General features: G+C 72.5%; 21 protein-coding genes and 1 tRNA gene. 7 read left to right on the plus strand and 15 right to left on the minus strand.

The window, feature by feature from the left end; translation table 11 throughout:
- Window positions 1-140: 140 nt before the first annotated feature.
- The gene (locus ACIQGQ_RS11290) at window positions 141-677 is read left to right on the plus strand and encodes a roadblock/LC7 domain-containing protein (protein WP_402393580.1); all 537 of its coding nucleotides are present in this window, start codon (window positions 141-143) and stop codon (window positions 675-677) included.
- 7 nt (window positions 678-684) lie between these two features.
- Here ACIQGQ_RS11290 and ACIQGQ_RS11295 read toward each other — a convergent pair whose 3' ends face one another.
- The 5 genes from ACIQGQ_RS11295 to ACIQGQ_RS11315 form a co-directional block, all read right to left on the minus strand.
- Window positions 685-1,251 carry a hypothetical protein gene (locus ACIQGQ_RS11295; RefSeq protein WP_402393583.1) on the minus strand — a complete coding sequence of 189 codons (567 nt, stop codon included), beginning with the start codon at window positions 1,249-1,251 and terminating at the stop codon, window positions 685-687.
- A gap of 111 nt (window positions 1,252-1,362) precedes the next feature.
- A complete protein-coding gene (locus ACIQGQ_RS11300) occupies window positions 1,363-1,974 on the minus strand; it encodes a hypothetical protein (protein WP_402393585.1) in 612 nt (203 codons plus the stop codon).
- A gap of 64 nt (window positions 1,975-2,038) precedes the next feature.
- On the minus strand, window positions 2,039-2,884 hold the full coding sequence (locus tag ACIQGQ_RS11305) for a MurR/RpiR family transcriptional regulator (RefSeq protein ID WP_402393590.1): 846 nt from the start codon (window positions 2,882-2,884) through the stop codon (window positions 2,039-2,041).
- Window positions 2,885-3,140: 256 nt separating this feature from the next.
- On the minus strand, window positions 3,141-3,869 hold the full coding sequence (locus ACIQGQ_RS11310) for a hypothetical protein (RefSeq protein ID WP_402393593.1): 729 nt from the start codon (window positions 3,867-3,869) through the stop codon (window positions 3,141-3,143).
- A complete protein-coding gene (locus ACIQGQ_RS11315; RefSeq protein WP_402393596.1) occupies window positions 3,862-4,380 on the minus strand; it encodes a SigE family RNA polymerase sigma factor in 519 nt (172 codons plus the stop codon). The genes ACIQGQ_RS11310 and ACIQGQ_RS11315 overlap by 8 nt, the downstream gene beginning before the upstream one ends.
- A gap of 191 nt (window positions 4,381-4,571) precedes the next feature.
- Between ACIQGQ_RS11315 and ACIQGQ_RS11320 the strand changes: the two genes are divergently transcribed.
- Window positions 4,572-4,991: a hypothetical protein gene (locus ACIQGQ_RS11320; protein ID WP_402393598.1), complete on the plus strand. Its 420-nt coding sequence runs from the start codon at window positions 4,572-4,574 to the stop codon at window positions 4,989-4,991.
- A gap of 303 nt (window positions 4,992-5,294) precedes the next feature.
- On the opposite strand, the gene ACIQGQ_RS11325 is transcribed toward ACIQGQ_RS11320, so the two are convergent.
- Window positions 5,295-6,701 carry a cystathionine beta-synthase gene (locus ACIQGQ_RS11325; RefSeq protein ID WP_402393601.1) on the minus strand — a complete coding sequence of 469 codons (1,407 nt, stop codon included), beginning with the start codon at window positions 6,699-6,701 and terminating at the stop codon, window positions 5,295-5,297.
- Between the two features lie 166 nt (window positions 6,702-6,867).
- On the opposite strand from ACIQGQ_RS11325, the gene ACIQGQ_RS11330 reads away from it, so the two are divergent.
- The 3 genes from ACIQGQ_RS11330 to ACIQGQ_RS11340 all read left to right on the plus strand — a co-directional run bounded on the left by ACIQGQ_RS11330 (window position 6,868) and on the right by ACIQGQ_RS11340 (window position 10,525).
- Window positions 6,868-7,968 (plus strand): SGNH/GDSL hydrolase family protein, encoded by a 1,101-nt coding sequence (locus tag ACIQGQ_RS11330; RefSeq protein ID WP_402394790.1) that lies wholly within the window; start codon window positions 6,868-6,870, stop codon window positions 7,966-7,968.
- A 191-nt stretch (window positions 7,969-8,159) separates the two neighbouring features.
- Window positions 8,160-9,380: an acetyl-CoA C-acetyltransferase gene (locus tag ACIQGQ_RS11335; protein ID WP_402393603.1), complete on the plus strand. Its 1,221-nt coding sequence runs from the start codon at window positions 8,160-8,162 to the stop codon at window positions 9,378-9,380.
- 293 nt (window positions 9,381-9,673) lie between these two features.
- Window positions 9,674-10,525, plus strand: coding sequence for a hypothetical protein (locus ACIQGQ_RS11340; protein WP_402393606.1), 852 nt, complete (start codon window positions 9,674-9,676; stop codon window positions 10,523-10,525).
- Between the two features lie 36 nt (window positions 10,526-10,561).
- Here the strand turns inward: ACIQGQ_RS11340 and ACIQGQ_RS11345 are convergent, their stop codons facing one another.
- The 5 genes from ACIQGQ_RS11345 to ACIQGQ_RS11365 form a co-directional block, all read right to left on the minus strand.
- Window positions 10,562-10,879 (minus strand): hypothetical protein, encoded by a 318-nt coding sequence (locus ACIQGQ_RS11345; RefSeq protein ID WP_402393609.1) that lies wholly within the window; start codon window positions 10,877-10,879, stop codon window positions 10,562-10,564.
- A 146-nt stretch (window positions 10,880-11,025) separates the two neighbouring features.
- Window positions 11,026-11,916: a Bax inhibitor-1/YccA family protein gene (locus ACIQGQ_RS11350; protein ID WP_402393612.1), complete on the minus strand. Its 891-nt coding sequence runs from the start codon at window positions 11,914-11,916 to the stop codon at window positions 11,026-11,028.
- Between the two features lie 177 nt (window positions 11,917-12,093).
- Complete coding sequence (locus tag ACIQGQ_RS11355) at window positions 12,094-12,423, minus strand: metalloregulator ArsR/SmtB family transcription factor (protein ID WP_352276968.1); 330 nt, start codon at window positions 12,421-12,423, stop codon at window positions 12,094-12,096.
- A 209-nt stretch (window positions 12,424-12,632) separates the two neighbouring features.
- On the minus strand, window positions 12,633-14,270 hold the full coding sequence (locus ACIQGQ_RS11360; protein ID WP_402393615.1) for a SulP family inorganic anion transporter: 1,638 nt from the start codon (window positions 14,268-14,270) through the stop codon (window positions 12,633-12,635).
- Window positions 14,271-14,725: 455 nt separating this feature from the next.
- Window positions 14,726-14,811: transfer RNA gene (locus ACIQGQ_RS11365), tRNA-Leu, on the minus strand.
- Window positions 14,812-15,320: 509 nt separating this feature from the next.
- On the opposite strand from ACIQGQ_RS11365, the gene ACIQGQ_RS11370 reads away from it, so the two are divergent.
- Entirely contained in the window at window positions 15,321-16,091 is a 771-nt protein-coding gene (locus ACIQGQ_RS11370; protein ID WP_402393617.1) for an ABC transporter ATP-binding protein, read from the plus strand.
- A gap of 55 nt (window positions 16,092-16,146) precedes the next feature.
- Window positions 16,147-18,675, plus strand: a complete 2,529-nt coding sequence (locus tag ACIQGQ_RS11375; RefSeq protein ID WP_402393620.1) for an ABC transporter permease — start codon at window positions 16,147-16,149, stop codon at window positions 18,673-18,675.
- 106 nt (window positions 18,676-18,781) lie between these two features.
- On the opposite strand, the gene ACIQGQ_RS11380 is transcribed toward ACIQGQ_RS11375, so the two are convergent.
- From ACIQGQ_RS11380 to ACIQGQ_RS11395, 4 genes are all read right to left on the minus strand, one after another.
- Entirely contained in the window at window positions 18,782-20,098 is a 1,317-nt protein-coding gene (locus tag ACIQGQ_RS11380; protein ID WP_402393622.1) for a class I SAM-dependent methyltransferase, read from the minus strand.
- A gap of 259 nt (window positions 20,099-20,357) precedes the next feature.
- Window positions 20,358-21,743: an NAD(P)/FAD-dependent oxidoreductase gene (locus tag ACIQGQ_RS11385; protein ID WP_366292118.1), complete on the minus strand. Its 1,386-nt coding sequence runs from the start codon at window positions 21,741-21,743 to the stop codon at window positions 20,358-20,360.
- Between the two features lie 461 nt (window positions 21,744-22,204).
- Complete coding sequence (locus tag ACIQGQ_RS11390) at window positions 22,205-23,146, minus strand: exopolyphosphatase (RefSeq protein WP_402393626.1); 942 nt, start codon at window positions 23,144-23,146, stop codon at window positions 22,205-22,207.
- A gap of 71 nt (window positions 23,147-23,217) precedes the next feature.
- Window positions 23,218-23,763 carry a DUF501 domain-containing protein gene (locus ACIQGQ_RS11395; RefSeq protein ID WP_402393629.1) on the minus strand — a complete coding sequence of 182 codons (546 nt, stop codon included), beginning with the start codon at window positions 23,761-23,763 and terminating at the stop codon, window positions 23,218-23,220.
- Window positions 23,764-23,809 lie beyond the last annotated feature (46 nt).

Genomic DNA, 23,809 nt, shown 5'->3' on the forward strand with positions numbered 1-23,809 from the left:
CCGGTGGAATTTGCCCGAACCCTCTTCCGGGGGATGCACGATGCGTAGCCTCGTGGTCACACCGAACCCCGGTCCCGGGAAGGGCTCCGCCCGTCCTCGGGCATCCTCCCGGACCGGTTCGTACCCCATGGGAGGCTTCTGTGATCCGAGCACTCAGGCTGCGCGCCGGGGCGAAGCAGCCGCCGACACCCGAGTCCGGGCCGGAGAACGTGCTGGCCGAACTCCGCCGATTACGCGCCGGGTTACCGCTCGTGTCCGGTTCCCTGGTCGCCGGTACCGACGGTCTCGTACTGGCCCATGACGCCCCCGAGATAGAGCCCGAGACGGTCGCCGCGCTGACCGCGAGCGCCCTCGGTGTCGCGGTCCGGATGACGGAGGCGGCCGACCGGGGCGGTTTCGGCGAGTTCCTCGTGCGCGGCGAGTCCGGCTGTCTGGCCGCGTACACCGCGGGGGAATCGGCCGTGCTCACCCTGTTCGCCGAGGACCGGATCGACATCGACCGCCTCCGCGCCGAGGGCCGCCGGGCGGCCGCCCGGATCGGCGCGCTGATCGACGCCCCCGAGCGCCGCGCCGCCCCGCCGGCGCCCTCCGGATGCCCGGCCCCCGCCGCCCCCTCCGCACCCTCGCCCCGGCAGCTTCCCCCACAGCCGCCCCGGCCGTACCCGTCCCGGCCGTAACGCGGGATCAGCGGGTGCGCCGCGCCCCGCCGGGCGCGGCGTCGCCCGCCATCGGCCCGGTCGTCCGGTAGCCCGCGACCCGCTTGCCCGCGGGCCGCCCGCGCTCCGTCCAGTCGGTGCGCACCCAGTACAGGACGTCGTCCGTGTGCTCGCGCCGCCCGATCCGTACGGCCTTGAGCCAGAGTCCGGCGCCCGCCCCGGCCAGCGTCATCCCGCCCGCCCCGGGCAGCAGGAACGCGCTCGCCACCGCCAGGAGGAACGCCCCGAGCAGCCACCACCGGTGGCCGCGCCGCCAGGCGCGTACGGTGACGGCGCGGTCCTGGAGGAAGTCGGAGCGCCCGGCGCGGGTGGCTCCGGCGGCCAGTGCCGCGTACCGCCGCCCCCGTACGAGCGCCACCACGGCGGCGGTGACCAGGAACAGCGCGACCCCGGCCAGCAGCCCGATCCGGCGGCCGGTGAACCCGGGCACCAGCGCGCCGATCCCCGCGGCGAGCAGCCCGAGCCACCACAGCGGGGCGGCTCCGGCCCTTACGATCACGGCCACCCTCGCCAACGACTGCGCTCCGCGCCCCATCTCCGTACCCCTTCCCGCTCGGCCGCCCGGCTCCTCGCGGGCGGCTCCGGGCGGAGGGTAGTAGGCGCGGATGAGTGGCGTCTGAGAAACGGCGAGGAGCCCGCACGGCGGTCAGAGCATGAGCCCGACCAGGCCGTTCCCACCGTTCAGGCAGCCGAAGCGCCCTCGGCAGCAGCGCTCCCACCCCCCGTGCGCGTCCCCGTTGAGGACGAGGTCGTGCCACGGCTCCCCGGCCGCGACGTGCTCCCCGCCCAGCCGGAGCGAGAGTCCCGGCACGGCCACCCAGCCGCGCGCCTCGGGCGGCCGGACCGGTTCCGGGAGGACGGCGAGGACCTCCTCGGAGGGGTGGCCGAACAGGTCGACGCCGTCCCACACCACCCCCGCGTCCGCCGCACCGGCCGCGGACTCCCACGCCGTGATCCTGATCCCCGCGAGCCGGTCCGGCGCATCCGGGCCCCCGCCGTCCAGGGTCATCTGAAGTCCGCCGAAGACGGCGACCACGTTCCAGCCCGGCTGGTGGAGGTAGCCGGAGAGCCAGGCGTCATGGGCGTGGCGCGGTTCGGCGTACTCCCGGAGCGTCAACGAGCCGCACTGCAGCCCCCAGTACGTCCGCGGCGCGGCCGCCTCCAGCAGGGCCACGGCCTCCTCGGGCCCCGTCCCGAACCGGAGCGTCCCGGCTCCGCCCGGCAGTCCCACACCGGTTCCCGGCAGCAGTTCGAGCATGAACCGATTCTTCAGTACCGGGTACGCGCCCGGAGAATCGGGGCCGTCGCACCCGCCGCCGGTCTCACTCGACGAACAGCCCCCGGGCCGCCGCCCGTGCGTCGAACTCCTCCAGCCGGGCCTGTGCGCCGGGCAGCGCGTCGCACATCGCCTCCAGCAGGACCCGCCCGAGCAGCATGGGGGCGCACGCGGTGTCGAAGGCGAGCCCGGTACCGACACCGGCCGGGATCAGCAGGTCGCTGTGGCGGGCGACGGGCGCGAAGGCGGAGTCCGCGACCGACACGACGGTCAGACCCTGCTCCCGGGCGTACGCGAGGGCGTCCACCACCTCCTTGGGGTGGCGGGGCAGCGCGAAGCAGATCAGCGCGGTGGCCCCGGCGCGGCGGGCCGCGTCGATCCGGTCCTGGAGCATGCTGCCGCCCTCGTCGAGCACCCGGACGTCGGGGTGGACCTTGGCCGCGAAGTACCCGAAGCCGCGCGCCTGCGAGGAGGCGGCCCGCAGCCCGAGGACCGGCAGCGGGCGCGAGGCCGCCAGCAGCCTGCCCGCGTGCTCGACGGGACCGGGGTCGGCGAGCAGCTCGGCCAGCTGCCGGAGGTTCTCGATCTCGCCGAGCACCGCCTGCTGGTACTCGTTGGGCACGTCGTCCCCGTCGCCGGGCGCGGCCCCGGCGGGGGCGATCTCCCGCAGGTGCCTGCGGAGCGCCGGATAGCCGTCGAAGCCGAGCGCCACGGCGAACCGGGTCACGGACGGCTGGCTGACCCCGGCGAGCTCGGCCAGCTCCACGCTCGACAGGAACGGCACGTCCCCGGCCCTGCGCACCATCGAGTGCGCGATACGGCGCTGGGTGGGGGTGAGCCGGTGCCCCTCGAAGAGCCGCTGCAACCGTGCGGCCGGGCCGCTCCCGCTCATGCTGTCCCCTCGGTCGGTCCATGGACCCGTCGGCCCGTGAACCCGTCGATAACCTGTCGATCCCCGGACCCCGCCGGTCCGCGGGCCCGTCCGTACGTCGACGCGGCGCGCCCCGGTCCGGACGGTCCGGCGCCGGCGCATCCCTGCGGGCCGGCACATCCATTCAGTCAGGATGGCAGCTGCATGTCCATATGCAGCCGGGGCACCGGACCGCCGGAACCCGGGGCCGTACCGCCCCGGCGCGAGGACGCACCGCTCAGGACGCGCCGTCCACGATCGCGACGACCGAGACCCAGGACTTCCACCGCTGCGTGAAGACCCGCAGCGTATGGCCCTCCACCTTCCCGGCCCAGGCGAGGGTCCCCTGCTGGTCCGCCAGTTCCTCCGGTATGTCCTCGGGTGTTCGGTCCGATCCGTCCGGCACGTCCGCCGGTTCGCCGGACACGCGGCGCAGGCCCTCCGTCTCCAGGCGGGTGAAGACCGCCAGCAGCTCGTCCCGGGCCACGTCCGCGCGCGGGCTGTAGTCGACGACGCACTGCCGGGCCACGGCACCGCGCGCCCCTCGGTACCCCGAGGTGTAAGCGGCCCTGTCGGGCCCCTTCCCGGTCATGGTGTTCATGCAGAACTCCGCGAGCCCCGCCCGGTTCAGGAGGTCGCCCCGCTCGCCGGAGGCGACGGGCCGTCCGTCGGTCTGCTTCCAGTGCCAGGTGCCGTACAGCGGTACCTCCTGCGGGGGCAGGTTCTGGACCACGCCGTTCTTGCGGAACGGGTTCTCCGGCGCGGTGGCCACGGCGCCCCGGCGGTCCTGCGACCGGTCCGCCCCGTCCGGCAGCACGGCCCACGCGCCGGTCAGCAGCGCGGCCGCGCACAACGTGGCCACCCCCGCCCTGCGGCGCGTCCGGCGCCGCTGCCCGCGCCGCCGGATCTCCTCGGCGGCGGGCAGCCGCACCGGGACACCGTCCAGCAGTTCCTCGACCTCAGCCATGGTCGGCACTCCTCACTCGCCCGGCGGTGGCCACGGGATCGGCCAGCCGCTCGCCCAGCACCTTGCGGGCCCGGTGGAGCCGGGCCCGTACCGCACCGTTCGACACTCCCGTCTCCCGCGCCACGTCCTCCACCGGCAGGTCCAGCAGATGGTGCAGGACCACGGCCCGGCGCTGTTCGGCGGTCAGCTCACCGAGCGCCTCCAGCAGCGCCACCCGGTCCGCCGACAGGCCGGGCGCGTCCGCGGGCGGGCCGTGCCGGAAGTGGGCGCGCACCCGGTTGCGCGTCCTGCGCCAGGTGCTGATCGCCAGCCGGACCGCCACCGTCCGCACCCAGGGCAGCGGGTCCCCCTCGCGCACCAGCCGGTCCCAGCGCTGCCAGGCCCGTACGTACGCCTCCTGCACCGCGTCCTCCGCCTCCGCCAGATCGCCGGTCGTGGCGTAGACGGTGGCGACCACCCTCTTCGCCGTGGCCGTGTAGAACGCGTCGAAATCCTCGGCCCCCGTTGGCATCGTCCCCCCTTCCCTCCGCGCATCCGTCCGTCCCCCAGGAACTGTTCCCACCAGGTACACGCACCGGCGGGGGCGGATGTTACGGACGACTTTCCGGATTCCCGGCCGGCCCGGCCGTACGGCGCTCCCCCGGGAGAAGAGGGGGGACAGCCCCACTGTGCGCGGGGCGGGCGGCTCCTAGCCTGAAGGGCATGAAATCCGGAGACCCCGAGCTCAGGAGCGAGCTCGACGCCGCCCTCCGGGCCCGCGAGGAGCTGGGTCCGGAGTACGAGCCCGCGCTCGTGGAGTCCTTCCTGGAGAAGGTCGACCAGCGGATGGACCACATGCTCGACCGCCGGGTGCGCCGTCATCTCGCCGAGCGGCGGGTGGACGTCGTCCGGCGGGAGCGGCATCCGCAGCACCGGCCGGCGGAGTTCGCCGAGCGCCATGGATTCGGGATCGTCTCGCTGGTCCTGGCCGTCCCGCTGTCGGCCATCGGCGCCTCGACCGCCGGTACCGGGGGACTGATCGTCGCCTGGCTGGGGATCGTCGCCGTCAACGCGGTGCAGGCGCTCCGCGGCCACGGCCATCGGAGTGGCGCGCGCCGCACGGCATCCGACTGGGAGGACTGAGGTCCGGGACAGGCCCGGGGAGCCCGGAACCGACGCGGGGACCGCCGCACCCCCGGGAATCCCAGGGGGCGGGACGACGGCGGTCCCCGCGGCGGACGCGGTCCGGGTCAGGGCCGGTGGCCGCGTCCTGGCGACGGTGGAGGTCCGGGAGCCGCTCCGTAGTCCGTGTCGCCGTTCCGGGTGCCGGCGGGCCTCCCCGCCGACACCCGCCAATCTGCCGGACCCGTGTTAAGCCGGTGCTGCGCGCGTGTGTCGTCCTCGTACCGTTTTCGCGAAGCCCGGCCGTGATCCGCCGGACGCGCCCTACGCCTTGCCGGCCGACGCGTCCTTCGCGAGGAAGGCCAGCAGGTCCTGGCGGCTGACCACGCCCTTCGGCTTGCCCTCCACCAGCACGATCGCCGCGTCCGCCGTGTTCGTACCGCCGAGCACCGCCATCAGGTCCTCGACCGGCTCGCCGGAGCCGACCTGCGGCAGCGGCGGCGACATGTGCTTCTCCAGCGGGTCGGCGAGCGAGGCCCTCTGCGCGAAGAGCGCGTTCAGCAGCTCCCGCTCCACCACCGAACCGATGACCTCGGCGGCCATCACGTCCGGGTGCCCGGCCCCCGGCTTCACGATCGGCATCTGCGAGACGCCGTACTCGCGCAGCACGTCGATCGCCTCGCCGACGGTCTCCTCGGGGTGCATGTGGACGAGCGTGGGGATCGGGCCCTCCTTGTGGTCCAGCACGTCCCCGACCCGGGCCGACGGGCCGGAGTCCTCCAGGAACCCGTAGTCGGCCATCCACTCGTCGTTGAAGATCTTGCTGAGGTACCCGCGGCCGCTGTCCGGCAGCAGGACGACGACCACGTCGTCCGGGCCGAGCCGCTTGGCCACCTCCAGCGCGCCGACCACGGCCATCCCGCAGGAGCCCCCGACCAGCAGCCCCTCCTCCTTGGCGAGGCGGCGGGTCATCTGGAAGGAGTCCTTGTCGGACACGGCGACGATCTCGTCCGTGACCGTGCGGTCGTAGGCGCTCGGCCAGAAGTCCTCGCCGACGCCCTCGACGAGGTAGGGCCGCCCGGAGCCGCCGGAGTAGACCGAGCCCTCCGGGTCCGCGCCGATCACCTTCACCGCACCGTCGCTGACCTCCTTCAGATAGCGGCCGGTACCGCTGATCGTGCCGCCGGTGCCGACGCCCGCGACGAAGTGGGTGATCTTCCCTTCCGTCTGCTCCCACAGCTCCGGACCGGTGGTCTCGTAGTGGGAACGCGGGTTGTTGGGGTTGGAGTACTGGTCCGGCTTCCAGGCCCCGGGGGTCTCACGGACCAGCCGGTCGGAGACGTTGTAGTACGAGTCGGGGTGCTCGGGGTCGACGGCCGTCGGGCAGACGACGACCTCGGCACCGTAGGCGCGCAGCACATTGATCTTGTCCGTGGACACCTTGTCCGGGCACACGAAAATGCACTTGTACCCCTTCTGCTGGGCGACGATCGCCAGGCCGACACCGGTGTTGCCACTGGTCGGCTCGACGATGGTGCCGCCCGGCTCCAGCTCGCCGCTCTGCTCGGCGGCCTCGATCATGCGCAGGGCGATCCGGTCCTTGACCGAGCCTCCAGGGTTGAAGTACTCGACCTTCGCCAGGACTGTCGCCTGGATACCGGCCGTCACATTGCGCAGCCGCACCAGCGGGGTGTTGCCGACGAGACTGATCATCGAATCGTGGAATTGCACCGTCTACTCCGGGGTCTCCGTAATGGTCCGGCAAGCGTATGCGTACGGGCGGGGGATCGGGCGAAGCCTTCGGACAGGCGATTGAGCGACCGTCCGCACGGGGCAGTTAGCTGTATGTACGGGGTACGGCGACGAGGAGGTGGACCGGACTGTGTCAAGAGCACGAGTGGCACGGCGGATCGCGGCGGGCGCGGCCTACGGCGGGGGCAGCATCGGACTGCTCGGCGCCGCGGCGGTCGGCGTCCTGCTGGCGGAGGTCCACCTGGCGAAGCGGCAGGTGGGCGGCGGTATCGCACCGGTGCCGCCGAGCGCGGACGGCCGGTACGGGGTGGCGTTCGCGGGGCCCGCGGAACCCCTGCGGCTGGGGCTGCTGGGGGATTCGACGGCGGTCGGGCAGGGGGTCCGCCGGGCCGGGCAGACCCCGGGGGCACTGCTGGCCTCGGGGCTCGCGGCGGTCTCCGAGCGTCCGGTCGACCTGCGCAACGTGGGACAGCCGGGGGCCCGGTCGGACGATCTGGAACGGCAGGTGTCGCTGCTGCTCTCCGACTCCTCCGGGGTCCCGGACGTCTGCGTGATCATGATCGGCGCGAACGACGTGACGCACCGCATCCCGGCCACCCAGTCGGTGCGCTGCCTGACCACCGCCGTGCGCAGGCTGCGGACGGCGGGCGCGGAGGTGGTCGTCGGCACCTGCCCGGACCTGGGCACGATCGAGCCGGTCTACCAGCCGCTGCGCTGGCTGGCCCGGCGGGTGAGCCGCCAGCTGGCCGCGGCGCAGACGATCGGCTCGGTGGAGCAGGGCGGGCGCACGGTGTCGCTGGGCGATCTGCTCGGGCCGGAGTTCGAGGCCAATCCGCGGGAGCTGTTCGGCCCGGACAACTACCACCCGTCGGCGGAGGGGTACGCCACGGCGGCGATGGCCGTGCTGCCGACGCTCTGCGCGGCGCTGGGGCTGTGGCCGGAGTCCGACCGGCTGGACGGGGCCCGGCGCGAGGACATGCTGCCGGTGGCCAAGGCGGCCTCCCGGGCGGCCCGGGAGGCCGGTACGGAGGTCACGGGGGCGCGGGCGCCCTGGGCACTGCTCAAGCACCGCAGGCGGCGGCGTCTGCCCACCGCGGCGGAGCCCGCCCCGCACGGGAGAATGGAGACGGACGCGGAAGCACCCCCCGCGTCCGTCCGGAAGGACCGTACGGACGCACCGCCCCCCGGGACCGCCCGCGACGACGGCGCGGGAGTGCCTCCCGAGACCCCTCGGCCGGTCGACTGAGCGGCCGGTCCGACGGCCCTCCGGGCGACCCGGCCCGGGGGATCGACCGAGCGGTCGCTTAGAAAAGAGGGCGGCGTCACACGCACTGCCCGGTGACCCGATGCCGTACGTACAGGTAACTTCCCATTCGGTACCCGCCGGAGCGCCCGTACCCGTCAGAACCCGCCTTCCAGCACCCATGGAGCCGCGTGATGCCCGAAGCAGTGATCGTCTCTGCCGCCCGTTCCCCGATCGGCCGGGCCTTCAAGGGCTCGCTGAAGGACCTGCGCGCGGACGACCTGACCGCCACGATCATCCGGACCGCACTGGACAGGATCCCCGAGCTGGACCCGCGGGACATCGACGACCTGATGCTCGGCTGCGGCCTCCCCGGCGGCGAGCAGGGCAACAACCTGGGCCGCATCGTCGCGGTGCAGCTGGGGATGGACCACCTTCCCGGCTGCACGATCACCCGCTACTGCTCGTCGTCGCTCCAGACCAGCCGGATGGCGCTGCACGCCATCAAGGCCGGCGAGGGCGACGTCTTCATCTCGGCGGGCGTCGAGATGGTGTCCCGGTTCGCGAAGGGCAACTCCGACAGCTGGCCCGACACCCACAACCCGCTGTTCGCCGACGCCGAGGCCCGCACCGCGGCCCGCGCGGAGCAGGGCGGCGAGGGCTGGCACGACCCGCGCGAGGACGGCCTGGTGCCGGACGCGTACATCGCGATGGGGCAGACCGCGGAGAACCTGGCCCGCTTCAAGGGCGTCACCCGCCAGGACATGGACGAGTTCGGCGTCCGCTCGCAGAACCTCGCCGAGGAGGCCCTGAAGAAGGGCTTCTGGGAGCGGGAGATCACCCCGGTCACCACCCCGGACGGCACGGTCGTCTCGAAGGACGACGGTCCGCGCGCGGGCGTCACGCTGGAGGGCGTGCAGGGCCTGAAGCCGGTGTTCCGCCCGGACGGCCTGGTCACCGCGGGCAACTGCTGCCCGCTCAACGACGGCGCCGCCGCGCTCGTCATCATGTCCGACACCAAGGCGCGCGAGCTGGGCCTGACCCCGCTGGCCCGGATCGTCTCGACCGGCGTCAGCGGCCTCTCCCCCGAGATCATGGGGTACGGGCCGGTCGAGGCCAGCAAGCAGGCGCTGAAGCGGGCCGGGCTGACCATCGACGACATCGACCTGGCCGAGATCAACGAGGCGTTCGCCGCCCAGGTGATCCCCTCCTACCGCGACCTCGGCCTGCCGCTGGAGAAGGTCAACGTCAACGGCGGCGCCATCGCCGTCGGCCACCCCTTCGGCATGACCGGCGCCCGCATCACCACCACCCTGATCAACAGCCTCCAGTTCCACGACAAGCAGTTCGGTCTGGAGACCATGTGCGTGGGCGGCGGCCAGGGCATGGCGATGATCATCGAGCGGCTCAGCTGACACCCGGCGCCCCGGCCGGTCCCGTGGGACCGGCCCGACGGGATCCGGCCGATACGGGCCGGATCCGGCCGGTCCCGGCCGAGTTCCGAGCGTGACCGAATCTCCCCCAGGATGTGACCTTTCTCCTGGGGGAGTGGCATATCCGCAGGTCGCAGCCGTATTGGGGTTAAACCCGAGGCCCAAAGACCTGTCCAATTCGTGACGTAATGCACTGACACCGGGCGCGCTCGGGGGCCAAGCTGAGGTAGGAACGTCGGGGATCGATTGAAACCGGGAGTATGTCAGTGAGCGCCATGTCTGTTGCCCTGTTGCTGACCACCGCCGCCGCCACGGCCGTGGGCGTCGCCGCTCTGCATGCTGCTCACGGGCTGCGGGGACAGGTGAAGGCCCTCCGTACCGAGCTGGCCGAGGACGCCCGCGGGCGCGGTGCCACCGTGCCCGCGCAGAACCGGGGCTGCGACGCCACCCCCGTCGCCGAGATACGCGCCGCCGTCGCCGAGGCCCTCGCCGAGGAGCGGGAGCGCGAGCTGGCCGAGGCCCGCGCCTTCTGGGCCACCCAGGAGGCCCGCGACGCCGCCGACGCCCCCTCCCTGCTGGGCGGGCTGACCGGCCTGGGCGAGGACGCCGCGTACTTCCTGCCCCGCCAGGCCGACCTCGTGGGCTTCGAAGCGATCGACGCCGAGACCGCCGAGGCCCTCGACGAGCTGGCGGAGCTGGCCGAGTCCGCGGAGCCGGTCGAGCTGCCCGGCCCGGCGGAGGTCGCCGAGGACTCCCCCGAGCTGGCCGCCGCCCGCCGCCGGCACCCCTCGCACCCCGACTTCGTACCGGTGCGGACCCCGGTCGTCACCGACCACGAGCGCACCGTGCTCCGCCTGGAGGAGCTGGCCGAGAACCGTACGGAGCTCTCCGACGTGCGCCCCGGCCCGCTCGGCACGCTCGACGTCTACGTCTTCGCCGACGGCACCACGCTCTGTATGACCCCGGGCCACCGCGAGACGGCCGAGCGGCTGGCCGATTCGCTGCTCGCCGGTGAGCACCCGGTCCTGCTCGGCGGCTCCGGCGTCTCCGGCGCGTACGCCCTGACGTTCTCCTGCGGCACGGAGAACGTCTACATCCTCGCCGACCGCGTCATCGCCTCGCTCTGACCGGGCGCGGCGCCCCGGCCGCCCCGGCTCCCGCCGCTACGCGAACGCGCGCGTGGCGGCCTCGTTCACCTCTCGCACGGCCTCGTCCAGCTCCGCCGACGAGGCCGTTTCCAGTGCCAGGGCCAGATCGCGCCCGGCCACGGCGAGCTGGTCGCCGACCGTGAAGAGCCCGGCGTCCGGCATCACGTACGGCTCCCGGTCCGGCGCCTCGATCAGCTGGGCGCGCCGCGCCAGCTCCCGGGCCGCGGCCAGGCCCTCGGCGGCGGCACCACGCCGCAGCCGGCTCTGCGGGGCGGCGCGCAGCCGGTCGGCGAAGCGGTCGACGGCGATGTTCAGCGGGGTCGTATCGAGCACCCCGCGACCCTACGCGCCCCGGCGGGACGGTGGCCAACGGGACCGCCCCCCGGCCACCGACCGCCCCGGAGAGCGGGAACGGCCCGCAGGCGGTGTGCCTGCGGGCCGTTCCTTCGTACGGGTCGTACGGGCGCGGAGCCGACGGATCAGTCGTCGCCGCTGAGGATGGAGAGCAGACGCAGCATCTCCAGGTAGATCCACACCAGGGTCATGGTGAGGCCGAAGGCGGCCAGCCAGGACTCCTCGCGGGGGGCGCCGAAGGCGATGCCGTCCTCGACCTGCTTGAAGTCCAGGGCCAGGAAGCACGCGCCGAGGATGATCCCGATGACACCGAAGAGGATGCCGAGACCGCCGCTGCGGAAGCCCAGGCCGTCACCGCCGCCGAAGACGGAGAACAGCAGGTTCACCATCATCAGGAGCATGAAGCCCATGGCCGCGGCCATCACGAAGCCGTAGAACCGGCGGGTGACGCGGATCCAGCGCATCTTGTACGCGAAGAGCACACCGGCGAAGACGCACATGGTGCCCATCACGGCCTGCATCACGACGCCCGGGCCGATGTACGTGCTGACCGCGCTGGAGATCACTCCGAGGAAGACGCCCTCGAAGGCCGCGTACGAGACGATCAGCGCCGGAACCGGCTTGCGCTTGAAGGACTGGATGAGCGACAGGACGAACGCCACCAGGGCGGCGCCGATCGCGATGCCGTACGACTTGCCGAGGTTCGCCTCGTCGACCGGCAGCAGCCACCAGGCGGCCGCGGCGCCGAGCACCACGGTGCCCAGCGTGATGGCCGTGCGCGTGACGACGTCGTCGATCGTCATCGCGCCGGTGCGCGTCGGTGCCTGCGGGGCGCCGCCGTACTGGGCGTCCGGCTGGGCGTAGGGGTTGGTGGCGTACGGGTTCGCGGCGGTGCCCTGCGCGTACGGGTTGGCGCCCGCTGCGGGGGCCCCGGCCTGCGGCGCCGTGTTGAAGCCCGCGTATCCGTTGTCGCGGCTGAAGCCCCGTCGCGAGAAGACCGGGTTGCTGCTCCTCATCTCACTCCTCCATGGCCGCCCTGCGCGGCCTTCCCACAAGAGTAATGGGTAGGCAAAACAATCAGACTAGTGCTTGGGGAGGATCTTTACGCAACCGACAGCCCGACGCCACCGCCTGTCGCCCCGCCCGACCGCGCCGGGGCGGTGTAGGCCCCGGCGCGTCGCCCGCCCCTCGCGCTACTCCGCCGCGCGCAGGTCCGCCAGCAGCTCGGCCTGGCCGGCGAGGACCCCGGAGAGGATCGTCCGGGCGACCTTCAGCAACTCCGCGACCTGGGGGTTGGCCAGCGAGTAGTACACCCCTGAGCCCTCCCGCCGGGTGACCACCAGGTTCGCCCGGCGCAGGACGGCCAGTTGCTGCGAGAGGTGGGCGGGCTCGACGCCGATCTCGGACAGCATCTCGGAGACCGCGTGCTCCCGCTCGCTGAGGAGCTCCAGCACCCGGATGCGTACGGGGTGGCCGAGGGTCTTGAAGAACTCGGCCTTCAGTTGGTAGAGCGGCGTACTCATCGCAGCGGCCTCGCGTCCCCGGTCCCGGCCGACCGGTCGGCCCGTCGCGGCCGTGCGTGTCCCGTGCTTCGCGTCCACCCAAAACATTTCGCCATGGGGCCATCCTCGCGCGCCCGCCCCACCATGCCGACCTCGCGAATTGCCAACTTTCGCCAACCCGGACATCCGGCTCGACGATTCCGCCCCCGCGCTCCCCGTGCCCCTGCGCCCTATGCCCCGGACACCTCCCCGGGGACGGGCATGGTTCCGGCATCCCGGAGACGGGCGCGGACCGCCGCGACCGCCTCGGGGGTGGTGGGGTAGTCCCGTCCGTAGGGACGCAGCGGCTCCAGGGCGCCCACGGCCTCCAGCGTCCGGCGCTGGCCGGGCCTGATCCCGGAGGCCAGGACGGTGATGCCGCGCCGGGCGAGCTTCTGCACGGCGTCCTTGAGGACCAGGGCGCCGGTGGCGTCCACGGTCGTGACCCGCGACATCCGCAGGACGACCACCCGGACGTCGGCGACCTCGGAGAGTTCGAGGAGGAAGCGGTGGGCCCCGGCGAAGAAGAGCGGACCGTCGATCCGGTAGACCACGATGTGCTCGGCCAGGAGCGCGTACTCCTCCTCGCCGTGGTCGCCGGGGAGTTCGGCGCGCAGTTCCAGCCGGTCCATCCGGGCCTGTCCGGCCACCGCCCGCAGGGCCAGCGCCCCGGCCACCACCAGGCCGATGATCACCGCCTGGACCAGGTCGAGGACGAGGGTCGCGACGGCTGTCAGGACCAGGACCGCGGCGTCGGACCGGGTGGCGCGGGCCATCGCCCGCAGCGCGCCGACCTCGACCATGCGGATCGCGGTGGCCACCAGCACGCCCGCCAGCGCGGCGAGCGGGATGCGGGAGACGAGCGGGGCCGCCGCGAAGACGATCACGGCGAGGACGGCGGCATGGGTGAGCGCCGCGAGCCGCGAGCCCGCACCCGTACGGACGTTGACCGCGGTACGGGCGATGGCGGCGGTGGCCGGGACACCGCCGAACAACGGGGCGGCCAGGTTCGCGACCCCCTGCCCGAACAACTCGCGGTCCGGGTCGTGCCGCTGACCGGCCGCCATTGCGTCGGCGACGGTGGCCGACAGCAGCGACTCCAGCGCGGCGAGCGCGGCCACCGCGACGGCGGGCGCCAGCAGCGAGCCCAGCGCCGCCGTGTCGAGGAAGTCCAGCGAGGGGACGGGCAGCCCGGACGGCAGCGCGCCGATCGGCCGCGCCCCGGACGGCTCGAACACCTCGACGGCCACGGTCGCGGCGATCACCGCGACGATCGAGAACGGGACGGTGGGCCGCAGCCGGGCGCCCAGCAGCATCACGGCCGCCACCCCGGCGGCGAGGCCGAGTGCGGTCCAGTTCGGCGCCTTCGCGAACTCCCCTGCCGCCCGCCAGGCCACCACCAGCACCTTCTCGCCCTCGGGCTTGGGCACGCCGAGCGCGCCCGGCACCTGCTGGAGCGCGATGACGCAGGCGATGCCCAGGGTGAAGCCCTCCACCACCGGCGCCGGCACGTACCGCATGTACCGGCCCGCCCGCAGCAGGGCGAGGCCGATCAGCAGGATCCCCGCCAGCACCCCGACGGTCAGCACGCCGCCGGGCCCGTACGCGGCGACGATCGGCACCAGCACGACCGTCATCGCCCCGGTCGGCCCGGAGACCTGGAGGTGGGAGCCGCCGAAGAGCGCCGCCAGCGCCCCGGCCACCACCGCGGTCGCGAGCCCCGCCTCGGCACCGAGCCCGGAGGAGACCCCGAAGCCGAGCGCGAGCGGGAGGGCCACGATGGCGACGGTGACCCCGGCCAGCAGGTCGCGGCGCGGGTTGCGGCGCATGGCCGCGAAGTCGGAACGGCGGGGCAGGAGCGCGCGCACCCGGTGCGCGAGCCGTAAGGAGAGGACATGTACTCCGTGATGACCTGGGCTTCCCGGAACCGGCACGATCTCGGACCCCCTTCGGCCCCGGAGGCTCCGGGACGCAGTTCGGCACGCCGGACTCACCCGCTCGGATCGCAGGCACTTCAGAACAAAGCATGTAGCTAATTGCATAATTTCGCAATTCATACATGTCGCAGCTCTATGCGCCCCGAACGCGCCCCCGGCGGAATTCCGGATCGCCCCTTACCCTCCAGCCCGCGGTCCAGTAACGTTCAGACCAACCGGTACGGCATCGACTCACTCGAACAAGGGGGCGCAGTCGAAACGGCGGGTTCGGGCCGCGCCGGGGCAGGGCCCCGGGGCCGGGGAGATGCGGCGGAAGCGGCGGATCCATCCGGCCGACCGGTGAGAAGTGGTGCCTGGAACCGGACTCGAACCGGTACGCCCCCGAGGGGCAGCGAGGTTTAAGCTCGCCGTGTCTGCATTCCACCATCCAGGCTGGCGCGCGGCTCCGCGTTGGCACATGACCCTATCGGGGTACCTCGCCCGAACAGCGGATCTCTGGGGCGATGTTGTCTTATTTTATTGACCGCTTGAGGACTCGTCAGTGCTTCTGAAGGGGCATCGTCACATGCCCGGGCAGGGTATGGGGCACGGCGGCAAGCCAGCCGAATTGACGTAAAGTCGCCGCACTCGGGCGGCGCGGCCGCCGGGCGTACGCCTCTTCTCGCCACGCGCACGCCACCCGACCGGGTAAGGGGCGCTCCGACCGCCCGTCCGCCGCCTCTCCGGCCGCCCCCGTTGTAGCCCTCCCGAGTGACGGGCCTCGGGGAGGGTGTCATACCGCAGGATGACCCCGGGAACCGTCGATGCGACTCAAGACGGCCCGAGGAACGGGCATGCGGACTGACGATCCGCGCCGGGACGGCCAGGAGGATTGAGGGGTACCGAACAGTCCCCGAACAAGGCCGGACGAGCCTCGGCCGGAGCCCGAATCAGGAGAGTCCCGTGACCACCATTTCCACCGCACCCAGCGTCACCACGGTGGCCGCACGCGCCACGGATCTGTCCAAGGTCTACGGAGAGGGCGAGACCAGGGTCACCGCCCTGGACCGGGTCACCGTGGACTTCCCGCGCGGCGAGTTCACCGCGATCATGGGCCCCTCCGGCTCCGGCAAGTCCACGCTGATGCACTGCGTGGCCGGGCTGGACAGCTTCAGCAGCGGCTCGGTACGGATCGGCGACACCGAGCTCGGCGCCCTCAAGGACAAGCAGCTCACCCAGCTCCGCCGGGACAAGATCGGCTTCATCTTCCAGTCGTTCAACCTGCTGCCGACGCTGACCGCGCACGAGAACATCACGCTCCCCATGGACATCGCGGGCCGCAAGCCCGACGCCGAGTGGGTGCGCCGGGTCATCGACATGGTCGGGCTCTCCGACCGGCTGACCCACCGGCCCACCGAGCTCTCCGGCGGCCAGCAGCAGCGCGTCGCGGTGGCCCGCGCCCTGGCCTCCCGGCCGGAGATCATCTTCGGTGACGAGCCGACCGGCAACCTGGACTCCCGCTCCGGCGCGGAGGTCCTCGGCTTCCTGCGCAACTCGGTGCGCGAGATGGGCCAGACCGTGGTGATGGTGACCCACGACCCGGCGGCCGCCTCCTACGCGGACCGGGTCATCTTCCTCGCCGACGGCCGGATCGTCGACCAGATGATGCACCCCACCGCGGACGGGGTCCTGGACCGGATGAAGGCGTTCGACGCCAAGGGCCGCACCAGCTGATGCCCGCCCTGCCCCGCGACCTCCGGACCACTTCCCGATCCCAGGACTGACAGACATGTTCCGTACCGCCCTGCGCAATGTGCTCGCGCACAAGGCCAGGCTGCTGATGACCGTCCTCGCCGTGATGCTCGGCGTGGCCTTCGTCTCCGGCACCCTGGTCTTCACCGACTCCCTCGGCAACGCCCTGCGCAACCAGTCGGCGAAGAGCTACGACGACGTCGCCGTCGCCGTCACCACGTACGCCGACCAGGAGGACGAGAAGTCCCGCGGCGTCGACACCGCCACCCTGGCGAAGATCCAGGGCCTGGAGGGCGTCAAGACCGCCACCGGCCGGGTCTCCGGCTTCGCCGGGGTCGCCGACCCCGACGGCAAGCTGATCGGCAACGGCTGGTCGAACACCGGGGCCAACTACTCCCCCGCCAAGGACGGCAAGGACCCCGCGTACACCTTCACGGACGGCACCGGGCCGGCCGCCGCCGACCGGATCGCGCTCGACGCGGACACCGCCGAGAAGGGCAAGTACCACGTCGGTGACCGGGTCCGGGTCGCCACCAACGGGCCGGTGAAGGAGTACACCCTCTCCGGTGTCTTCACCACCGAGGACGGCGCGGTCAACGCGGGCGGCAGCCTGGTGCTCTTCGACACCGAGGTCGCCCAGAAGCTCTACCTGCGCCCCGGCGAGTTCCGTGAGGTCACCGTCTCGGCGACGCCCGGCGCCTCCGCCGACAAGCTGCTGGCCGAGGTGAAGCCGCTGCTGCCCAAGGACGCCGAGGCCAAGACCGGCCAGGCGCTCGCGGACGAGCAGGCCTCGGACATCACCCGCAGCCTGAGCAGCATCAACACCATGCTGCTGGCCTTCGCCGGCATCGCCCTGTTCGTCGGCGTCTTCCTGATCGCCAACACCTTCACGATGCTGGTCGCCCAGCGCACGAAGGAGCTGGCCCTGATGCGCGCCGTCGGCGCCTCCCGCCGCCAGGTCAAGCGCTCGGTGCTGCTCGAAGCGGCCTTCGTCGGGGTGATCGCCTCGGTCGTCGGCTTCGTCCTCGGACTCGGCCTCGCGACCGGGCTGCGCTCCGCGATGGGCGCGTTCGGCGCCAAGATCCCGGCCGGCCCGCTGGTCGTCTCGCCCACCGCGGTCGTCGCCTCGTTCGCCGTCGGTGTCGTGGTCACCGTGGTGGCCGCCTGGCTGCCCGCCCGCCGGGCCGCGAAGATCCCGCCGGTCGCCGCGATGAACAGCGTGCACGCGACGGCCACCGTGAAGTCCCTGGTGCTGCGCAACTCGATCGGTTCGGTGATCAGCCTGCTGGGCTTCGCGGCCGTCGTGGGCGGCGCGGTCAAGGGCGACTCGACCGGCCGGACCGTCATCGCCGCGGGTGCCTTCCTCGCGCTGATCGGCATCATCGTGCTGATCCCGCTGCTCTCCCGGCCGGTGATCGCCCTGGTCCGCCCGCTGCTGCGGAAGGTGTTCGGCGTCTCCGGGAAGCTGGCCGCGCAGAACGCGGTCCGCAACCCGCGCCGCACCGGCACCACCGCCTCCGCGCTGGCCATCGGCCTCACCCTCGTCACCGGCATCTCGGTGCTCGGCGTCACCCTCGGCCAGGCGGTCGACCGGGCGACGACGGACAACCTCAAGGCCGACTACATGGTGACGATGGCCAACGGCCATTCCCTCGACCCGTCGGCGCTCACCGCGCTGGAGAAGGCCGGCAAGGTCTCGGCCATCTCGCCGAACCAGTACACCGGCATCGAGGTCAAGGGCGACTACCAGGGCGCCTCCGCCGTCTCCCCCGCGGACCTGGAGAAGGTCTTCTCGCTGAAGACCCTCTCCGGCTCGCTCGACACGCTCGGCAAGGGCGGGATCGCCGTCTCCGACAAGACCGCGAAGTCCAAGGGCTGGAAGACCGGCGACACCCTGCCGGTGAAGTTCGACGACGGGAAGAAGGGCGAGCTGCGCGTCGGCGCCGTCTTCGAGGAGAACGCCTTCCTCTCGCCGGTCCTGGTCTCGACGGACATCGCCGCCGAGCACGGCAGGACCGCCAACATCCAGGAGATCTGGCTGACGACGGACGGCGGCGCGAGCGGCGCCAACGAGCAGGCCGTGGTCGACGCGCTGGGCAACAACCCGGCGGTGAGCATCATGGACCGCCAGGACATCCGCAACATGTTCGGCGGCTCGGTCAACCTCGCGATGAACATCATGTACGGGCTGCTGGCGATGGCCCTGATCATCGCGGTCCTCGGGGTCGTCAACACCCTGGCGATGTCGGTCTTCGAGCGCCAGCAGGAGATCGGCATGCTGCGGGCCATCGGGCTGGACCGGCGCCGGGTGAAGCGCATGATCCGGCTGGAGGCCGTGGTCATCTCGCTCTTCGGCGCGGTGATCGGGATCGGGCTCGGGGTGTTCCTCGGCTGGGCGATCGGGAAGACCATCGCCTCGGACATCCCGGGGTACGTGCTGGTCCTCCCGTGGGGCCGGATCGCGATCTTCCTGGCGCTGGCGGGGGCGGTGGGCGTGCTGGCCGCGCTCTGGCCGGCCCGGAGCGCCGCGAAGCTCAACATGCTGACCGCGATCAAGTCGCAGTAGCGGGGCCGCGGCAGTCCCGCGGAGCACGGCCGGGGGCCGGTGCGCGCAGTGTACGTACGCTGCGCGCACCGGCCCCCGTTCGCGTCACCGGCCCGTCCCGCCGGGGTCAGCCGCTCGCGGGTGCCGTCCAGGCGCGGGCCCGCAGCGGCAGCCCGGAGGTCCCGCCCTCCGCCGGGCGCACCGCCAGGATCTGGTTGACGCCGATCCTGTTGCGCTCGAAGGAGAGGGCGGAGGCGGCCATGTAGAGGCGCCAGATCCTCGCCCGGCCGGGCGAGGTCATCCGTACCGCCCGGTCCCAGTGCCGTTCCAGGTTGGCGACCCAGCGTCGGAGGGTCAGCGCGTAGTGCTCGCGGAGCGACTCGACGTCCCGGGCCTCGAAGCCGGCCTCCTCCAGGGTGCTGACGGTCCGGCCCAGCGGGGCCAGTTCGCCGTCCGGGAAGACGTAGGCGTCGATGAACGCGTCCACGTGGTAGGCGGATTCGTCCGGCTCGGGGCGGCGGGCGATCTGGTGGTTGAGCAGCCGTCCGCCGGGCTTCAGCAGGGCGTACAGGTCGTCGGCGTACTCGCGGAAGCGGACCGAGCCGACGTGCTCGGCCATGCCGATGGACGAGATCGCGTCGTAGGGGCCGTCCCTGACGTCCCGGTAGTCCTGGACGCGGATCTCGATCCGGTCGGTCAGCCCCTCCTCCGCGATGCGCTTGCGGGCGAAGGCGGCCTGTTCGCCGGAGAGGGTGACCCCGGTGACCCGGGCGCCGTACTCGCGGGCGGCGTGGACGGCCATGGAGCCCCAGCCGCAGCCGACGTCCAGCAGCCGGTCGCCCTCCTTCAGCCCGAGCTTGCGGCAGACCAGGTCGAGCTTGTCGCGCTGGGCGTCCTCCAGGGTGGAGCCGTCCTCCCAGTAGGCGCAGGAGTAGACCATGGACGGGCCGAGGACCAGGGCGTAGAAGTCGTTGCCGACGTCGTAGTGGTGGCTGATGGCGGCCTTGTCGCGGCCCTTGGTGTGCAGCGGGCCGGTGCGGCGGCTCATCTCCTCGGCCGGAGGGGGCGGCGGGGTCCAGGGGCCGGCCATGCGCAGCAGCCCCTTGGCGAAGGCCCGTACCTTCGGGTCGCGGACCGGGTCCAGAAGCCCGGTCCCGGTTCTGCCGGCTCCGTCGTCCCGTTCCCAGATCAGTGCGGCCAGCAGGCCCAGGGCCTCGTACAGATCGCCCTCGACGTCGAGGTCGCCGGCCACCCAGGCGCGGGCCAGGCCCAGTTCGCCCGGCTTCCAGAGCAGCCGGCGCAGCGCGCGGCGGTGCCGGACGATCAGCTCGGGGGCGCCGGGCGGTCCCGAACTGCTGCCGTCCCAGGCCCGGATACGGACCGGCAGCTTTTCTCCCAGAAACTCCTCGGCGAGAGCGGTCAGCCGCAATGCGGCGTCTCCCATGGCGCACACCTCCGTGATGGTGGTTCCAATGTGCCCAAACCTGGTCGAACATGCATGCAACCACGCCGGACACCTGTGCGCCCCGGCGAGGTCCGTACCCCTCAACACTCCACCGGGCGGCATCCGTCCCGCTACCACGCAACGGAACGGTAAAAAGCTGTACACCGCATCCATCCGGACACGCCGAAGGGGCCGTCCGCACCACGGATGGCGGACGGCCCCTTCGGACGGGACGCGGGCGAGTGGGCCCGCGGGCGGGCTAGGAGGCCTTGGCCTTCTCGCCCTCGGCCTTCGCGGCGGCCGGGGCCGGGGCCGGCTTGGCGGCCTCGTAGAACTCCTCGCGCGGCGTCTCCATGGCGCCGAGCGAGACGACCTCGCGCTTGAGGAACATCGCGAGGGTCCAGTCGGCGAAGATCCGGATCTTGCGGTTCCAGGTCGGCATCGCCATACCGTGGTAGCCACGGTGCATGTACCAGGCGAGACGGCCCTTGAGCTTGATCTTCATCTTGCCCATGACGATCATCGCGACGCCCTTGTGCAGCCCCAGACCGGCGACCGCACCCTTGTTGGCGTGGCTGTACTCCTTCTGCGGGAAGCCCCGCATGCCGGAGATCACGTTGTCGCCGAGGACCTTGGCCTGCCGCAGCGCGTGCTGGGCGTTGGGCGGGCACCAGGCGTTCGGGTTGCCGGCGCGGCGGCCGATCATGTCCGGCACCTGGGCGTTGTCGCCCGCGGCCCAGATGTAGTCGGTGCCCTGCACCTGGAGCTTCTCGGAGGTGTCCACGTGACCGCGCGGACCGAGCGGCAGACCGAAGCGGGCCAGCGCCGGGTTCGGCTTCACACCGGCCGTCCACACGATGGTGTTGGAGTCGACCTCCAGACCGTTCTTCAGGACGACGTGGCCGTCGACGCAGGAGTCCATGGAGGTCGAGAGGAAGACCTCGACACCACGGGACTCCAGGTGCTCGCGGCCCCAGGTGCCCAGCTTCGGGCCGACCTCGGGAAGGATCTTGTCGGCGGCGTCGACCAGGATGAAGCGCATGTCCTCGCGCTTCACGTTGGTGTAGTACTTGGCCGCGTCGCGGGCCATGTCCTCGACCTCGCCGATGGTCTCCGCACCGGCGAAGCCGCCGCCCACGAAGACGAAGGTCAGCGCCCTGCGGCGGACCTCCTCGTCGGTCGTCGAGTCGGCCTTGTCCAGCTGCTCCAGGACGTGGTTGCGCAGGCCGATGGCCTCCTCGATGCCCTTCATGCCGATGCCCTGCTCGGCGAGGCCGGGGATCGGGAAGGTACGGGAGACCGCGCCCATCGCGATGACCAGGTAGTCGAAGGGCAGCTCGTAGGCCTCGCCGACGAGCGGCGCGACCGTGGCGACCTTGCGGTCCTGATCGATGGTGGTGACACGACCGGTGAGCACCTCGGCCTTCGGCAGGACGCGCCGCAGCGGGACGACGACATGCCGAGGGGAGATGCTGCCGGCGGCAGCTTCGGGAAGGAAGGGCTGGTAGGTCATGTACGAACGCGGGTCGACGACCGTGACGGTCGCCTCGCCGAAGCGCATCTTCTTGAGAATGCGTCGAGCTGCGTACAGGCCTACGTACCCACCGCCTACAACGAGGATCCTGGGACGCTCCGTGGTGCTCATGGCATCGAGTATCCACCCCTCTCCGGGGGTGGGTTAGTGCGCCCCTTCACAAGGTATGGCCGCCCCTCTGCTACACTGCGCCGCCCACGTGACCCAGGTCATGGCGCCACAGGGGAACCACGGGCCGGGCGCGAACGTTGTTGACCGCCTGTGAGCTGGCCCTTGGCCCTTTCCGCCGGGTGGACCACGCCCCTCGACGACCCCTTGGGAACCGCTCCGTAACACGCCGGGCCGCAGGCGCGGCACCCCCGAGAGTGACTCCCGGGGCCCGCAAGAGGCCGAACGGCCCTTCCGTGGACCCAATTCCTTGTGAAGAAGTTCACGAACTTTGTCGCGGCACCCCCTTCGAACCACCGCCCGCACGCCCTTCCGGGGCTCAAAGGTGCAGGCCAAGGCGCGCCCGAGCGGAGTGTTCGAAGGGCTGGAGGAGCGGCCGGGGGCGGCCGGGGCGGACCGTGGGGTTACGCGATCGACCAGGCGATGCCGTCGAGGATGTCGTGCTCGCTGACCACGACCTCGCGGGCCCCGGTCCGCCGCATCACGGCGAGCAGGATGAGCGCGCCGGAGACGATCACGTCGGCCCGGCCCGGGTGCATCGCGCCGAGGGCGGCCCGCTCGGCGTGGGTCGAGCCGAGCAGCCGGGCGGTGATCTCCTCGACCTGGTCGACGGAGATCCGGGAGTGGTGGATCGCCGACGAGTCGTACTCCTCCAGCCCCAGGGCGACGGCGGCGACCGTGGTGACCGTGCCGGCCAGGCCGACCAGGGTGGCCGCCCCGGTGAGCGGGACGCTCTCGGCCGCGAGGTCGAGGGCGGCCCCGATGTCGGCCCTGACCGCCTCGACCTGGTCGGGGGCCGGCGGGTCGGTCAGGACGCCGTCGCGGACCAGGTGCCGCTCGGTCATCCGTACGCAGCCGATGTCCACGGAGCGGGCGGCCCGCACCCGGTCGTCGCCGACGACGAACTCGGTGGAGCCGCCGCCGATGTCGACCACCAGGTACGGCGTCGGGAGGTGCTCCTGGCCCGCGAGCTCCCGGGTGGCGCCGGTGAAGGAGAACTCGGCCTCCTGGTCGCCGCTGATCACCTCGGGCTCGACGCCGAGGATGTCGACCACGCCGCGGACGAAGTCGTCCCGGTTCTCCGCGTCCCGGGAGGCGGAGGTCGCGACGAAGCGGGGCTTGCCCGCCCCGTACTCCTCGATCACCGCCGCGTACCGGCGGCAGGCCGCGAACGTGCGCTCCAGCGCCTCGGGGGCCAGCCGGCCGGTGCGGTCGACGCCCTGGCCGAGGCGGACGATCTCCATCCGCCGGTCCAGCTCGACGAGTTCACCGGTGGACGGGTCCGCGTCGGCGACGAGCAGGCGGATGGAGTTGGTACCGCAGTCGATGGCGGCCACGCGGGTCATGGTGCTGCTCCTGTGGAGATCGGGCCCCTCCGGCGGACGGGGCGCGGGGTGGGGGCGCGGAAGAAGGGCGGTCAGCCCGCGTCCGGCGCGCCGTCCTGCGGGGCGCAGGGCGTGACGCACGGGCCCTTGCGCCACCACTCCGGCAGCATCGCGATCGCCTCGTCGCCCAGCGGGTTCACGCCCGGCCCGGCGGCCAGCGAGTGCCCGACCAGGACGTGCAGGCACTTCACCCGGTCCGGCATGCCGCCCGCGCTCGGGAAGCCCTCCAGCACCTCGATGGCGTCGCGCCGGGCGATGTAGTCCTCGTGGGCGGCCCGGTAGGCGGCGGCCAGCTCGGGGTCGGTGGCGAGGCGCTCGGTCATCTCCTTCATGACCCCGTTCGCCTCCAGCGTGCCGATGGCGGAGGCTGCGCGCGGGCACGTCAGGTAGTACGTCGTCGGGAACGGGGTGCCGTCCTCCAGCCGGGGCTGCGTCTCGACCACGTCCGGGTTGCCGCAGGGGCAGCGGTGCGCGATGGCGCGCAGGCCGCGCGGCGGGCGGCCCAGCTGCTGCTGGAACGCGGCGATGTCCGCCTCGGTGGGCGCGGTGGACTCGGTCTGGGGAGGAGGGGTTTCCATGCCTGCCTAGGTTCTGATCGGGTCTGCTCGAACTGCGGTACTACGG

Source organism: Streptomyces sp. NPDC092952 (genome assembly GCF_044754785.1).
Taxonomy (GTDB): domain Bacteria; phylum Actinomycetota; class Actinomycetes; order Streptomycetales; family Streptomycetaceae; genus Streptomyces.

Coding starts and splice junctions, on each gene's coding strand:
- ACIQGQ_RS11295 (WP_402393583.1), bottom strand. CDS start 1,251: ATGGGGCGCGGAGCGCAGTCGTTGGCGAGGGTGGCCGTGATCGTAAGG.
- ACIQGQ_RS11300 (WP_402393585.1), bottom strand. CDS start 1,974: ATGCTCGAACTGCTGCCGGGAACCGGTGTGGGACTGCCGGGCGGAGCC.
- ACIQGQ_RS11305 (WP_402393590.1), bottom strand. CDS start 2,884: ATGAGCGGGAGCGGCCCGGCCGCACGGTTGCAGCGGCTCTTCGAGGGG.
- ACIQGQ_RS11310 (WP_402393593.1), bottom strand. CDS start 3,869: ATGGCTGAGGTCGAGGAACTGCTGGACGGTGTCCCGGTGCGGCTGCCC.
- ACIQGQ_RS11315 (WP_402393596.1), bottom strand. CDS start 4,380: ATGCCAACGGGGGCCGAGGATTTCGACGCGTTCTACACGGCCACGGCG.
- ACIQGQ_RS11320 (WP_402393598.1), top strand. CDS start 4,572: ATGAAATCCGGAGACCCCGAGCTCAGGAGCGAGCTCGACGCCGCCCTC.
- ACIQGQ_RS11335 (WP_402393603.1), top strand. CDS start 8,160: ATGCCCGAAGCAGTGATCGTCTCTGCCGCCCGTTCCCCGATCGGCCGG.
- ACIQGQ_RS11340 (WP_402393606.1), top strand. CDS start 9,674: ATGTCTGTTGCCCTGTTGCTGACCACCGCCGCCGCCACGGCCGTGGGC.
- ACIQGQ_RS11350 (WP_402393612.1), bottom strand. CDS start 11,916: ATGAGGAGCAGCAACCCGGTCTTCTCGCGACGGGGCTTCAGCCGCGAC.
- ACIQGQ_RS11355 (WP_352276968.1), bottom strand. CDS start 12,423: ATGAGTACGCCGCTCTACCAACTGAAGGCCGAGTTCTTCAAGACCCTC.
- ACIQGQ_RS11360 (WP_402393615.1), bottom strand. CDS start 14,270: ATGCGCCGCAACCCGCGCCGCGACCTGCTGGCCGGGGTCACCGTCGCC.
- ACIQGQ_RS11375 (WP_402393620.1), top strand. CDS start 16,147: ATGTTCCGTACCGCCCTGCGCAATGTGCTCGCGCACAAGGCCAGGCTG.
- ACIQGQ_RS11380 (WP_402393622.1), bottom strand. CDS start 20,098: ATGGGAGACGCCGCATTGCGGCTGACCGCTCTCGCCGAGGAGTTTCTG.
- ACIQGQ_RS11385 (WP_366292118.1), bottom strand. CDS start 21,743: ATGAGCACCACGGAGCGTCCCAGGATCCTCGTTGTAGGCGGTGGGTAC.
- ACIQGQ_RS11390 (WP_402393626.1), bottom strand. CDS start 23,146: ATGACCCGCGTGGCCGCCATCGACTGCGGTACCAACTCCATCCGCCTG.
- ACIQGQ_RS11395 (WP_402393629.1), bottom strand. CDS start 23,763: ATGGAAACCCCTCCTCCCCAGACCGAGTCCACCGCGCCCACCGAGGCG.